This window comes from Massilia terrae (genome assembly GCF_024753145.1).
Classification (GTDB): Bacteria; Pseudomonadota; Gammaproteobacteria; order Burkholderiales; family Burkholderiaceae_D; genus Telluria; species Telluria terrae.
On record NZ_JANUGU010000002.1, the window covers coordinates 594,682 to 608,646 of the forward strand.

Sequence of the window (13,965 nt, forward strand, 5' to 3'; positions counted from 1 at the left end):
CGCTGTTTGTCGCTCAAATGTCGCTTGGACCTGTCTTCGCCACCGGCGGGAGCGTACTGCCATGAAGCTGTATTCCAGCGCGCCCGGCTGGGCCGAACACATGGTCGCCAATGCGCGGCCCTCGATCTCGATCAGCTCCGGCGTTTCGCGCGAGCTCAAGCCGCTGGCGTACTGGCGCGAGCTGCTCAAGCTGAAAGCGCGCGCGATGGCGCACCGGCGCGCGACCCGGCGCTGGCTGCAGCTGCTCAATTCGCACCCGGCGTTCTCGGAATACGTGCGCAACTGGCCGCGCTTCCTGTATAAGATCTACCGCCCCTACCTGAGCGCGACCGTGCCGATGGAGGCGCGCATCTCGCTGCTGGCCTCGCACTACCAGTTCGTGTTCGAGCGCGGCCTCGGCCCGCTGCTGATGCAGGCCAGCGCCACCGGCGTGCGCCTCGCCGCCTTCGAAGGCAAGAGCGGCCTGCCTTACCAGATCACGCTGCGCGCGGTCGGCACCTGCCTGGAGCGCGAAGGCGAGATGGTGCTGCAGCTGTGGCAGGGCGACACCATGCTGTACGCGGTGGCGTTCACCTTCGGCTGGCGCGGCGAAGGCCATGCGGTCAGCATCGGCTGCATGCAGGGTGGGAAAGCCGAAGGCACGATGGACGCGATCCGCGCCGCCACGCGCGACCTGCACGGGCTGCGGCCCAAGCAGACCCTGGTCGCGCTGGTGCGCCAGCTCGGCTACGAATTCGGTTGCGGGCGAATGCTGCTGGTGTCGAATCAGAACCGCGTGGTACAGAGCGCGATGCGCAAGGGCCGCGTGCTGTCGGATTACGATCAGGTGTGGGAAGAGATGGGCGCCCAGCGCATGGACGACGGCGACTTCTGCCTGCCGTGCGCGCCGCTGGCGGAGCTTGATCTTGAATCGATCCCGTCAAAGAAGCGGTCGGAGGCCAGGAAGCGCCATGAGCTGATGATGGCGATGGCGGCTGGGGTCAATCAGCGGATGGGGATCCGGCGCCAGCGCCTGGCGCTGGCTTCGGTCTGAGCTGCGGGCCAGATCAAACGTTCACACTGATCTTGCAAAATGGGGTTCCCGCCTGCGCGGGAACCCCATTTTGCAAGCAGACCCGCTACTTGAGCATCGGCCTGAGCTCTTGCCAAGCCATATCAGCTCCCAACTTTTCCATGCAATTGTGATGCCCCAGCGGGCACTCCCGCTGCTGGCACGGCGCGCACTCGATGTGCAGCCAGATCCAGCGCGCGAACTCCGACGACGGCGGCGTATGGCGCGGATCCGTCGGCCCATACAAGGCCACCAGCGGCTTGTTCAGCCCCGACGCAATGTGCATCAGCCCCGAATCATTGGTCACCACCGCATCGGCCTGCGCGATCAGCGCCGCCGCCTCATCCAGCTTGGTCGCCCCGGCCAGATTCAGCATGTTCGACGCCGCCTCCCCGGCCGCGGCCACCACCTCGTCGCAAGTCTCGCGGTCCTTGGGCGAACCGAGCAGCGCGATCTGCGCCTGCGGATCATCCGCCACGATCTTGCGCGCCAGCTCGCCGAAATGGCGCGGCGGCCAGCGCTTGGCGCGGCCGAATTCCGCGCCCGGCGCATACACAACCAGCTTTCGCGCGATGTCGATCCCGTGGCGCGCGCAGGTCTCCCGCACACGCTCCTCCGGCACCGCCAAACTTGGCCGTGTCACATCGCGCGGCGCCGGCAGCGATGGCGGCTGCGCCAGCGCCGCATAGAACGGCATCATCGGCCGCGCCGGCTTGTCATCGTGATGCACCACATTGAGCAGGCCATATCGCATCTCGCCCTTGTAGCCGACCCGGCGCCGGATCCCGGCCAGCCAGGGAATCAGCGCGTACTTGATCGTATTAGGCAGCACGTAGGCGTCCGCGTAGCCGCGCGCACGCAGCAGGCGCGCGTAGCGCCAGCGTTCCTTCAGCTGCAGCGCCTTGTGGCGGAACGGCGTCTCCAGCACGGTGTCCACCTCGGCCACCGCGCGCCACACCGGCGCCACCGCCGGCGGCGCCAGCACGTCGATCGGGCGTTCCGGATGCCGGGCCTTGAGCAGCGCCAGCAGCGGTTGCGCCATCACCGCGTCGCCGATCCAGTTGGGCGAAATGACGAGGGTGCGCAACTGGCTCATTTTTCGGTCACCGCGGCCGCGAACTGCAGGCGGTACAGGTTGGCGTACATGCCGTCAAAGGCCAGCAGCTCGTCGTGCGTGCCTTGCTCCACCACCCGGCCATGTTCCATGACCGCGATACTGTCGGCGCGCTCGATGGTCGACAGGCGGTGCGCGATGACGATCGTGGTGCGGCCCGCCATCAGGGTGTCGAGCGCGGCCTGCACCGCGCGTTCGGATTCGTTGTCGAGCGCCGAGGTGGCCTCGTCGAGGATGAGGATCGGCGCGTCCTTGTAGATGGCGCGCGCGATCGCGACCCGCTGGCGCTGCCCGCCCGACAGGCGCATGCCGTTCTCGCCGATCATGGTGCGCACGCCTTCCGGCAGCTTGTCCACCACGTCCGCCAGGTGGGCGGCCCGGATCGCCGCATCCAGCCGCGCCTCGTCGATTTTCTCGACGCCGTAGGCCACGTTGGCGGCCAGCGTGTCGTCGAACAGCACCACGTTCTGGCTCACCATCGCCAGCTGCCCGCGCAGGCTGGTCAGCGCCAGGTCGCGGTAGGGCACGCCGTCGAGCAGGATGCGCCCGGCCTCCGGCTCGTAGAAACGGGTGACGAGATTCACGAACGTGGACTTGCCGCCGCCGGACACGCCGACCAGCGCCAGCGTGGTGCCGGGCTGGATGTCGAGCGTGACGCCGGACAGTGCCTGCGCGTGCGCGGCCGGATAGCGGAACGACACGTTCTCGAATTGCAGGTGGCCGCGCGCGCGGCCCAGCACGCGGCTGCCCGTGTCTTCCTCGACCGGCGCGTCGATCATCTCGAACACGCTTTCGGCGGCCGCGATGCCGCGCTGGATCGGGCCGTTGATCTCGGCCAGCGCCTTCATCGGCGTGAGCAGCATCAGCATCAGGGTCACGAAGTTGGTGAACTCGCCGGCCGTCATCTTCGACTGCACCGCCAGCACCACCACCACCGACAGCGCCACCGCGGTGGCGATCTGGGTCACCGGCGTGGTGGCCGCGAAGGCCACCGTCATCCGCTGCGAGAACCCAAGCAGCGCCTGGCTGCGCTGGTGGAAGCGGCGCCGCTCGTAAGCCTCGCCGGAGAATACGCGAATCACCTGGTGCCCGCGCGCGGCCTCGTCCACCACCTGGGTCATCTCGGCGGTCACGCGCTGGTTCTCGCGGTTCAGGCGGCGCAGGCGGCCGGTCGTGGTGCGCACGATCGCCGCCGTCAGCGGCAGGATGATCACCGCCACCAGGGTCAGCTTCCAGTTCAGGTACAACAGGCCCGCGATCAGGCCGATGACGACCAGCGTGTCGCGGATCGCGGCCACGAACACGGAACTGATCATGTCCACCACCTGGCGCACGTCGTTGACCACGGTGTTGATGATGCGGCCGGTGGACTCCTCGTGGAAGCGCGCTACCGGCAGCCGCAGCAGGCGTTCGAACACCTGCGCGCGCATGTCGTTGAGCACGCGGCTGATCACCCAGTTGTTCAGGTAGGCGGTGGCGAAGGTGCCGATGCCGCGCAGGATGAAGATCGAGACCAGCACCGCCGGGATCAGCCACAGGCTGAACGGCACCTTCTCCTTGAAGCCCTTATCCATCAGCAGCTCGAGCGCCTTGCCGAGCAGCGGCTGGGTCGCCGCGGTCAGCGCCATCGCGAGCATCGACATCAGCCCGCGCATCTTGTATGGCTTGATGTAGCCCCACAGGCGCTTGACGATTACACTATTTTCCAATTCGTTCCTTCTCGATCAGGCAGAAGCCCATGAGCAGAAAGACCATGAGCGCGTAGAACAGGCTGCCTTTGACAGACCAGAAAATCACTTCGGTCAGGCCGAAGCTGAAGTAGCAGACCACCAGCAGCATGCCGGCCAGTGCCGGCGCGAACGCGCCGCCGGCGCCGCTGCGCATCGCCTTTGCGAAAAAGGCAAAGGGCGCGGCCATGATGCCGAACCAGGCCAGGAGGCCCGGCAAGCCGCCGGTCACGAGCGCCTGCAAGGCGTCATTATGCATGTGCGGCATGGTAAGCACCACCCGGTCGATTTTTCCGGCCACCGCCCACTGCGCCAGTTGGGCCTTGTATTCGGCCGGATCGAGCCCGAACCACGGGTGCTCGGACACCAGCATGGCGGCGCCCTTCCACAGTTCGAGCCGGATGCCGACGTTGGAAAACGCGCTGCCGCCGTCCATCCAGGTGCGCACGTCGGACACGCCCTGCAGCACCCGTTCCTGCATGCCCAGCGCCGGCACGAACCACGCCACCGCGAACAGCGCGAAGCTGGCCGCCAGCAGCGCGCGCACGCGCCGGCTCGGCACCAAGTGTCCATGGCGCACGAACACCACCAGCGCCAGCGCCAGCGCGATCCAGCCGCCGCGCGTGCCGGACAGCACCGAGCCCGCCAGCCCGGCCAGCGCGCCCAGCGCCGGCCACACGGCCTGCCGCGTGCTGGAACGGAAATCGACGGCGGCCGCCAGCGCCAGCAGGGCCAGGCACAGAGACAGGTCGCCGAAGGTGATCGCGTTCAGCAGCCCGCCCGGACGCTCGATGTCCAGCACGATGCGCTGCCAGGCCACCTGCGGCAGCGCCACCAGCGCCCCGGCGATCACCCCCCACCACAGGGCGCGCCGCGAAGGCCGCGCCACCAGCACCAGCATCAGCGCGCTGATGGCGAAGAACATGCGGGCCGGCTTTTCGAGATTGGACAGCGGCGCCACCGGCCGCACCATGTAGCACAGGGCGGCGAAGGCGAAGTAGTAAAAGAATGCAAAAACGACCCACCGCACCTCGGGCCAGCTGTACCCTACCGCCGCGCGACCGCGCAGGTAGAGTGGCATGGCCGACAACAGGAACAGGAAGCTCGTGGCGCTGACGCCGAACAAAGTGACGAGGCTGAGGAACGGGAGTAAAAAGACCAGCGCGGCTGTCCAAGCCTGCAGCGGCCCCGTCGAATGCGTCAACTTATTGTTCATTCATATTTTTGTAGATATGCTTGGCGCACTGTCACTACACAATCGAAACGGCTTCACATGCATCACGCGAAAACCATCTCTGTCGTCATCACTACCTACAACCGGCCGGACGCGCTGGCCGCGGTAGTGGAAGGATTGTTCGAGCAGGACGACAAGGGGTTCGAAATCATTATCGCTGATGATGGCTCGACTGCCAACACGCGCGACTGCATCGCCGCCCTGGCCGCGCGCTCGACGGTGCCGCTCAAACATGTCTGGCAGCCGGACGACGGATTCCGCGCCGCGATGGCACGAAACCGTGGCACGCTTGCAGCGAACGGCGACTACATCGTGTTCCTGGATGGCGATTGCGTGCCGCAGCGCGACTTCATCGCGCGCCACCGCGCGCTGATGCAGCCTGGCTTCCTGGTGTCCGGCAGCCGCATCCTGCTGAGCCAGGCGCTCACGGCGCGCGTGCTGGCCGAACACATCGATCTTGGCAGCCTGTCGCTGGCCGACAAGCTGCGCTACCGCTTCAAGGGCGACCTCAATAAAGTGCTGCAGCTGCTGGTGCGCTGGCCCGACGCGGGCCGCGTGCGGCGGCGCTTTTCCTGGCGCCGCATCAAGAGCTGCAACCTCGGCGTCTGGCGCGCCGACCTCGAACTGGTGAACGGCTTCGACGAAAGCTTCACCGGCTGGGGACATGAAGATTCGGACCTGGTGGTGCGCCTGTTTCATGCTGGCGTGCTGCGCAAGGACGGCGCGTTTGCCACCGAGGTATTCCACCTCTGGCACCGCGAAGCCCAGCGCGACCAGGAGTCGAGCAACCGGCGCGTGGTGCTTGAACGCGCCGCCAACAAAACGACGCAAGCGGTCAAGGGACTGAAAGAACATGAACACGAATTCGCCGGCGCATCCGGTACTGTCGATTATCGTCCCCGCCTATGACGCCCAGGACTTCATCGAACCCTGCCTGAAAGCGATCGTGGCCCAGATGGGCCCGGCGCACGAGCTGCTGGTCATCGACGACGGTTCGCGCGACGCCACCGCCGCCATTGCCGACGCCATGGCGCAACGCCACCCGCAACACGCGATCCGCGTGGTGCGCCAGGCGAACCAGGGCGTGTCCGGCGCCCGCAATACCGGCTTGCAGCAAGCGCGCGGCGACTACATCGCCTTCGTCGACGCCGACGACCTCCTGCTGCCGGGATCGCTGGCGGCGCTGGGCAGCGCCATCGCCGAACACCAGCCGGACGTCATCGCCTGCGATTTCCAGTGGTGGTGCCCGAACAAGGAACGCAAGACCTGTACCGCGGAGCTGGGCTACCCGCGCGCCCAGCTGCTCACCGACGGCGACGCCATCCTCCAGACCTTCTTTTCCGACCGCCACATGTACGTGTGGGCCAACGTCATCAAGCGCGCGATCTACTTCCGCCTGCCGCAGCCGGTGTTCCCGCCGGGCCGCGTGTACGAGGACGTCGCGGTGCTGTCCTGCCTGCTGTCGCAATGCGCCAGCCTGTACCGGCTGGCGATCCCCACCATCGCTTACCGCCAGCATCCGGCCAGCATCACCAAGTCGGTGTCGCCGCGCTGGTGCACCGACTTTGCCGCGGCGTTGCGCCAGGTGCGCACCGCCTTTGCCCAGCGCCCGATGAGCGAGGCGCTGCGCCTGCAGATCGACGTCGCGGCCTGCTATTTCTACATCGGCATCGTCAAGAACTCCTACCAGCTGGGCTGGAGCGAAGGCCGCTGCGCGCGCGAACAGGTCAAGGCCATGTTCCTCGACAGCCTGTTCCACGCGCCGGAGCGCGTGCTGGCGGCGATGGAGCAAGGCGCCCTGCCCTCGCGCAACCGGGCCCAGGACCGCGTGGCCGCCGGCCAGGTGCGCCAGTCGCTGCGCGAAAGCTTCACCTTCGCCCTGGCCAAGGCCGCCAGCCGCAAGCTCAAGCTGTGGCAACGCATGGCGAACTAGCTGTATTGACATCAATCGTGCGCCTTGCACGTCTGGAATTCCTGATACTGGCAGGTTTGGGGCGATCGGAGCTATCGAACAGGCGTTAGCCCGGCCCGTTTTTGCTGGACAGGATTTAGATGGAAGCTGTGAAGTCAAGCCTGCAATTTCTGACAGGCGGCGGGACAATGGCGGCGCGCATCGCCGCACACGACTGGTCGGCCACCCCGCTCGGGCCGATCGAGGCATGGCCGGCCTGGCTGCGCACGGCGCTGTCGATGGTACTCAACTCGCGCTTCCCCTGCTATTTCTGCTGGGGTTCGGGCTTCATCTCTTTTTACAACGATGCCTACGCGCCTATCCTGGGCGACAAGGAAGCGCTCGGGCGGCCGTTCCGCGAGGTCTGGCCCGAGGCCTGGGACACGGTCGGGCCGATCGCGCACCGCGCCTTCGCGGGCGAAGCCAGCTACGTCGAGGACCTGCCGATCGTCCTGCAGCGCCACGGTTACGCCGAGCAGACCTGGTACACCTTCTCCTACAGCCCGGTGCGCGACGAGTGCGGCGCGGTGGGAGGCATCCTGTGCACCGTGCATGAAACCACCGCCAAGGTGCAGGCGATGGCGGACTTGCGCGAGCGCGAACAGGCGCGCCTGGCCGAGGACGCGCTGCGCCAGTCGCAGAAGATGGAAGCGGTGGGCCAGCTAACCGGCGGCCTGGCGCACGACTTCAACAATATGCTGGCCGGCGTCGCCGGGCACCTGGAGCTGATGAAGCTGCGCCTGAAGATGGGCCAGACCACGGGACTGGTCGAGCGCATCGAGACCGCGCTCGGCGCGACCCGCCGCGCGGCGGCGCTGACACACCGGCTGCTGGCCTTCTCGCGCCGCCAGGCGCTCGATCCCAAGCCGACCGGCGTCAACGAACTGGTGCTGTCGATGCGCGGCCTATTGGAGCGCAGCGCAGGCCCGGCGATCCGCCTCGACACCAGGCTTGCGCCCGAGCTGTGGCCCGTGTTCTGCGATCCTGTCCAGCTGGAGAACGCCCTGCTCAACCTGACCAACAACGCGCGCGACGCCATGCCGGACGGCGGCATCCTGCGCATCGAGACGGCCAACGCCACGCTCGACGCGGCGGCCGCAGCCCAGCATCCCGGCCTGGCGCCGGGCGAGCACGTGGTGATCACCGTCAGCGACAGCGGCGCCGGGATGACGCCGGACGTGGTGGCGCGCGCCTTCGATCCCTTCTTCACCACCAAGCCGCTGGGCCAGGGCACCGGCCTCGGGCTGTCGATGGTGTACGGCTTCGCCACCCAGTCGCATGGCCACGTGCGCATCCAGTCCGAAGCGGGGAGCGGCACCGTGGTGCGCATCACGCTGCCGCGCTGCGCCTCGCAAGCGCGGCAAGCGCCGCCGCCTGCCGGCGATGGCGACGGCAAGGGACTGGTGATGGTGGTGGACGACGAGGACAGCATCCGCGGCGTGATGGCCGAGGTGCTGGAAATGCATGGCTACACCGTGCAGCAGGCCGCCGACGCCCATGCCGCGCTGCGCCAGCTGCAGTGCGGCCCGGCGCCGGACCTGCTGGTGACCGACATCGGCCTGCCGGGCGGGATGAGCGGACGCCAGCTGGCCGACATCATGCGCAGCCAGCTGCCCGAATTGCCGGTGTTGCTGGTGACTGGCTACGCCGAGAGCACCGTGATGAAGAATGAATCGCTGCCGGCGCAGATGGAGCTCCTGACCAAGCCCTTCCCGATGAACGCGCTGCTGGCCAAGGTGTCGGCGCTGTCAACCTAGCAATCAGCCGCACGAATAGCCGTCATCACCGCTCGAAAGCGGACAGCATCCGCTGGCCGGGCTATAGTGTCCGGTTTCCCATTGCGGTCTTCGCCGCGCCTCACCGGAAGAACAGATTGATCAAGAAGAGCCTCGTCCCCCTCGCCCTTGGCGGGTTCGGCATCGGCATGACCGAATTCGTCATGATGGGCATCCTCCCCGATATCGCCACCGGCCTGCGGATCAGCATCCCGCAAGCCGGCTACCTGATCACCGCCTACGCGCTCGGCGTGGTGGTCGGCGCGCCGACCCTGGTCAGCCTGTGCGCGCGGCGTCCGCCCAAGCAGGTGCTGGTGGCGTTCATGCTGATGTTTGCCCTGTTCAACGCGCTGTCCGCGTTCTCGCCCAACTTCCACGTGATGCTGCTGTGCCGCTTCCTGGCCGGGCTGCCGCACGGCGCCTTCTTCGGCGTCGGCGCGGTGGTCGCCAGCCGGCTCGCCGACGAAGGCAAATCGGCGGCCGCGGTGGCGACCATGTTCACCGGTCTCACGGTCGCCAACGTGCTGGGCGTGCCGCTCGGGACCTGGCTTGGCCACACGCTGAGCTGGCGCCTGGTGTTCCTGGTCGTGGCGCTGATCGGCCTTGCGACCGCGCTGTCGCTGCACAAGCTGGTGCCGCTGTTCGAGGCGCGCCAGTCGGGCAGCTTCGTGCAGGACCTGAAGATCTTCCGCCGCCGCGGCCTGTGGCTGGCGCTCGCGATCACTTCGATCGGCACCGGCGGCTTCTTCGCCTGGTTCAGCTACATCGCGCCGCTGCTGACCGACGTGACGCATTTTTCCCCGGGCGCGATCCCGATGATCATGACCGTGGTGGGTGTCGGCATGACGGTCGGCGTGGTGCTCGGCGGGCGGCTGGCGGACCGCGTGGCGCCGCTGCCGGCGGTGACGATTTTGCTGGTGACGATGGCACTGCTGCTGTTTGCGAACGGCGTGATGGCGTGGTCGCAGCCGATGATGGTGCTGCTCGCCTTCGCCACCGGCGCCAACGCGCTGGCCATGGGGCCGCCGATCCAGGTGCTGCTGATCGGGCACGCGGAAGAGGCCGAGATGCTGGGGTCCTCGCTGGGACAATCGGGTTTCAACATCGGCAACGCGACCGGCGCGTTCCTGGGCGGGATACCGCTGACGCTGGGGTATTCGTATGTGGCGCCGCAGTGGGTGGCGGGGATGCTGGCGCTATCGGGACTGCTGATCGCGCTGCTGATGGCGGCGGATGTGAGGCGCCAGCAAATGGCGCTGGCCTGATCAAGGCATTACCACATCAGTATAAGTTGCCGTCGTTCCCGCGCAGGCGGGAACCCCATTTTGTCGATCAGCGAAAACGCATCAAGCACACGGAGCTTGCGCGCACATGAAATGGGGTTCCCGCGTGCGCGGGAACGACGTTCATTGTCATCGTCAGATAAGTTGGGGTGCGCTCAGTACTCGACCGCCACACTCTTCGCCCCGAGGTTCTGCTCCAGCGCCAGCTTGAGCGCATCGCCCGGCGCCACGCGCCATTCGTCGCCCAGCTGCAGCGTGCACTCGATCCCCTGCGGCTTCACGCGCAGGCTGACCGGCAGCCCATCCTCCACGCGGTAAGGCTGCAGCACCTCCGCCAGCTTGGCCGGGCTGACACCGCAGTCGATATCCATCTCCAGCTTGTGCCCGTACTGGATGCGCGCCTCCGCGATGCCGTAGGCCTTCTCCACCGTGACGCGCACGCCGCCATTGAAGCGGTCTTCCGACACCTTGCCCACCACGAGCAGGAACTCGTCTTCCTTGAACATGTGCTTGCACTGCTCGAACAGCTCGCTGTACACGGTCACTTCCTGCACCGCCGTCTTGTCGTCCAGCGTGACGATCAGGATCTTGCCGCGCTGGGTCATCTGCGGGCGCAGGCCGGTGATCACGCCGCACAGCATGCGCGGCTCGCGCGAGGGCTCCAGCGACGACAGCTTGGTCTTGGCGAAGCGCCGCACCTCGGCCTCGTAAGAGTCGAACATATGGCCCGACAAGTAGTAGCCGAGCGCGGTCTTCTCTTCCGACAGCTTCTGGCGGTCGGTCCAGGGAATCGCCTTCACGTACTCCGGCGGCGCCACCAGGTCGCTGTCGTCGCCGCCGAACAGGCTGACCTGGTTGGCTGACGCCGCCGCCTGGTCCGCCACTTCCACCGCGAACGCCACCGACGCGATCAGCACCGCGCGGTCGACCCCGAAGCAGTCCATGGCGCCGGCGCGGATCAGGGATTCGATGGTGCGGCGGTTGATCTGCTTGCGGTCCACCCGCTTGCAGAAGTCGAACAGGTCCTTGAACTTGCCGCCGGATTCGCGCGCCGCGATGATCGCTTCGATCGCGCCCTGCCCCGCGCCCTTCACGCCGCCCAGGCCGTAGCGGATGTTCTTCACCTGCTTGCCGGTGACGGACTTCGGCGGGCCTTCCGGCGTGAAGCGGAACTGCGATTCGTTCACGTCCGGCGGCAGGATCGTCAGGCCGCACACGCCGGTCGAATCCTCGACCAGGATCTTGATCTTGTCCGTGTCTTCCATGGCCAGCGACATGTTGGCTGCCATGAACGCGGCGGTGTGGTGGACCTTGAGATAAGCCGTGTGGTACGACAGCAGCGCGTACGCGGCCGCGTGCGACTTGTTGAAGCCGTAGCCCGCGAACTTCTCCATCAAGTCGAAAATCTCGTCGGCCTTCTCGGTCGTCAGGCCGCCTTCGGCCGCGCCCTTGCGGAAGATCTCGCGGTGCTCGGCCATCTCTTCGGCCTTCTTCTTGCCCATCGCGCGGCGCAGCATGTCCGCGCCGCCGAGCGAGTAGCCGCCGATGATCTGCGCCATCTGCATCACCTGCTCCTGGTAGACCATGATGCCGTAGGTCTCGGACAGGATGCCCTCGGTGCGCGGGTCCGGGTAGTCGAACTTTTCGCCGTGCTTGCGCTTGCAGAAGTCGGGGATCAGGTCCATCGGGCCCGGACGGTACAGCGCCACCAGCGCGATGATGTCCTCGAAGCGGTCGGGACGCGCATCCTTCAGCATGCCCTGCATGCCGCGCGATTCAAGCTGGAAGATCGCGACGGTCTTGGCGTCGGTCAGCAGCTTGTACGAGGCGCGGTCGTCAAGCGGCAGCTTGGCCAGGTCGAAGTCGGCATCAACCGGGTCCAGCGCCTTGATGTAGTTGACCGCGCGGTCGAGGATGGTCAGCGTGGTCAGGCCCAGGAAGTCGAACTTCACCAGGCCGACGGCTTCGACGTCGTCCTTGTCGTACTGCGACACGACGCCCGAATCGCCGGACTGCGTGTACAGCGGGCAGAAGTCGGTCAGCTTGCCCGGCGCGATCAGCACGCCGCCGGCGTGCATGCCGATGTTGCGGGTGATGCCCTCGACCTGCTGCGCGAGGTCGAGCAGGGTCTTGACCTCTTCCTCGTTCTCCAGGCGCTCCTTGAGCTGCGGTTCCTCTTCGATGGCCTCGGCGATCGAGACCTGTTTGCCCGGCTTGAACGGGATCAGCTTGGAGATGCCATCGCAGAAGTTGTAGCCGAAATCGAGCACGCGGCCAACGTCGCGGATCGCGCCTTTCGCCGCCATGGTGCCGAAGGTGGCGATCTGCGACACCGCGTCGCGGCCGTACAGGTCCTTCACGTGCTGGATCACCAGTTCGCGCTTCTCCTGGCAGAAGTCGATGTCGAAGTCAGGCATCGACACGCGCTCCGGATTCAGGAAGCGCTCGAACAGCAGGTTGTAGCGCAGCGGGTCGAGGTCGGTGATCTTCAGCGCATACGCCACCAGCGAGCCCGCGCCCGAGCCGCGGCCCGGGCCGATCGGCACGCCGTTGTTCTTACCCCACTGGATGAACTCCGCCACGATCAGGAAGTAGCCCGGGAACTTCATCTTGATGATGGTCTGGTTCTCGAACTCGAGGCGGGCTTCGTAGCGCGGGCGCTCGGCCTCGCGCTTGGCCGGATCGGGGAACAGCTGCAGCAGGCGCTCCTCCAGGCCCTTCTTCGTTTCAGCGACCAGGAACTCGTCGATGGTCATGCCCGGGGTCGGGAAGTTCGGCAGCTGCGGCTTGCCCAGCACCAGCTCGACGTTGCAGCGCTTGGCGATTTCGACCGAGTTGGCGAGCGCGCCCGGCAGGTCGGCGAACAGCTCGGCCATCTCGGCCTGGGTCTTGAAGCACATGCCCTCGTTGAAGCGGCGCACGCGCTTGGCGTTGGCCAGCATTTCGCCTTCCGCGATGCAGACGCGCGCCTCGTGGGCGATGAATTCTTCCTTCTTGATGAATTCGATCGGATGGGTGGCGACCACCGGCAGGCCGAGACGCCCGGCCAGTGCGACCGACTGGCGCACTTGCTGCTCCTGGTTCGGCTGGCCGGCGCGCTGGATCTCGATGTAGAAGTGGCGCGGAAAGATCTGCGCCCAGCGCTGGGCCGCGCGTTCCGCTTTCTCGATGTCGCCGTTGTCGATGGCCTGGCCGACGTCGCCGAAGTGCGCGCCCGACAGCACGATCAGGGCGTTGGCCTGGTCGACTTCCGGCTCCAGGGTCGAGGTGCTGGTGGCGAGCGCCTCCAGCCATTCGACGCGGATCTCGGCGCGGCCTTTGTACTGGTTGGTGAGCCAGGCCTTGGACAGCAGCTCGCACAGCTGCAGGTAGCCGGTGCGGTTCTTCGCCAGGATCAGCAGGCGGAACGGCTTGTCGCGGTTGTCGTCGTTGGTGATCCACGCATCGACCCCGACCACCGGCTTGATGCCTTTGCCACGCGCCGCCTTGTAGAACCGGACCATGCAGAACATATTGGCCAGGTCGGTGACCGCGAGCGCCGGCTGTTGGTCCTTGGCGGCGGCGGCGACAAGGTCGTCCAGCCGCACCAGGCCGTCGACGATCGAATACTCGGTGTGAACGCGCAGGTGGGTGAAGGTCGGGGAAGTCATCCGGGCATTTTACCTTGTCGCGACGCGGATCGGAGGGGGTCTGTTGTACGCAAAACGCGCAAGCTTCCTCTCCCACCCCGTCGTCCCGGCGCAGGCCGGGACCCATAGAACGCGTAAGCAGTCGAAACGCAAACTCAGCATGGGTCCCGGCCTGCGCCGGGACGACGGTGCGTACAATTT

9 protein-coding genes are annotated in these 13,965 nt (G+C 66.7%); 5 read left to right on the forward strand and 4 right to left on the reverse strand.

Features of this window, described 5'->3' with window-relative positions:
- The first annotated feature begins 61 nt into the window (after positions 1 to 61).
- On the forward strand, positions 62 to 1,033 hold the full coding sequence (locus NX778_RS09920; RefSeq protein ID WP_258811563.1) for a DUF535 family protein: 972 nt from the start codon (positions 62 to 64) through the stop codon (positions 1,031 to 1,033).
- A gap of 85 nt (positions 1,034 to 1,118) precedes the next feature.
- On the opposite strand, the gene waaF is transcribed toward NX778_RS09920, so the two are convergent.
- From waaF to NX778_RS09935, 3 genes are read right to left on the reverse strand one after another with little or no spacing between them, the layout of a single operon-like run.
- Complete coding sequence (gene waaF, locus NX778_RS09925; protein WP_258811564.1) at positions 1,119 to 2,147, reverse strand: lipopolysaccharide heptosyltransferase II; 1,029 nt, start codon at positions 2,145 to 2,147, stop codon at positions 1,119 to 1,121.
- Complete coding sequence (gene msbA, locus NX778_RS09930) at positions 2,144 to 3,808, reverse strand: lipid A export permease/ATP-binding protein MsbA (protein ID WP_370661328.1); 1,665 nt, start codon at positions 3,806 to 3,808, stop codon at positions 2,144 to 2,146. Before msbA ends, waaF begins: the two co-directional genes overlap by 4 nt.
- A 55-nt stretch (positions 3,809 to 3,863) precedes the next feature.
- Positions 3,864 to 5,108: an O-antigen ligase family protein gene (locus tag NX778_RS09935; protein ID WP_258811566.1), complete on the reverse strand. Its 1,245-nt coding sequence runs from the start codon at positions 5,106 to 5,108 to the stop codon at positions 3,864 to 3,866.
- 57 nt (positions 5,109 to 5,165) lie between these two features.
- Between NX778_RS09935 and NX778_RS09940 the strand changes: the two genes are divergently transcribed.
- From NX778_RS09940 to NX778_RS09955, 4 genes are all read left to right on the forward strand, one after another.
- On the forward strand, positions 5,166 to 6,035 hold the full coding sequence (locus NX778_RS09940; RefSeq protein ID WP_258811567.1) for a glycosyltransferase family 2 protein: 870 nt from the start codon (positions 5,166 to 5,168) through the stop codon (positions 6,033 to 6,035).
- Positions 5,980 to 7,059, forward strand: coding sequence for a glycosyltransferase family 2 protein (locus NX778_RS09945; protein ID WP_258811568.1), 1,080 nt, complete (start codon positions 5,980 to 5,982; stop codon positions 7,057 to 7,059). Before NX778_RS09940 ends, NX778_RS09945 begins: the two co-directional genes overlap by 56 nt.
- 167 nt (positions 7,060 to 7,226) lie before the next feature.
- Positions 7,227 to 8,834, forward strand: a complete 1,608-nt coding sequence (locus tag NX778_RS09950; RefSeq protein ID WP_258811569.1) for an ATP-binding protein — start codon at positions 7,227 to 7,229, stop codon at positions 8,832 to 8,834.
- A 116-nt stretch (positions 8,835 to 8,950) separates the two neighbouring features.
- The gene (locus NX778_RS09955; protein ID WP_258811570.1) at positions 8,951 to 10,117 is read left to right on the forward strand and encodes an MFS transporter; all 1,167 of its coding nucleotides are present in this window, start codon (positions 8,951 to 8,953) and stop codon (positions 10,115 to 10,117) included.
- Positions 10,118 to 10,290: 173 nt separating this feature from the next.
- On the opposite strand, the gene dnaE is transcribed toward NX778_RS09955, so the two are convergent.
- Positions 10,291 to 13,785 carry a DNA polymerase III subunit alpha gene (dnaE, locus tag NX778_RS09960; RefSeq protein ID WP_258811571.1) on the reverse strand — a complete coding sequence of 1,165 codons (3,495 nt, stop codon included), beginning with the start codon at positions 13,783 to 13,785 and terminating at the stop codon, positions 10,291 to 10,293.
- Positions 13,786 to 13,965 lie beyond the last annotated feature (180 nt).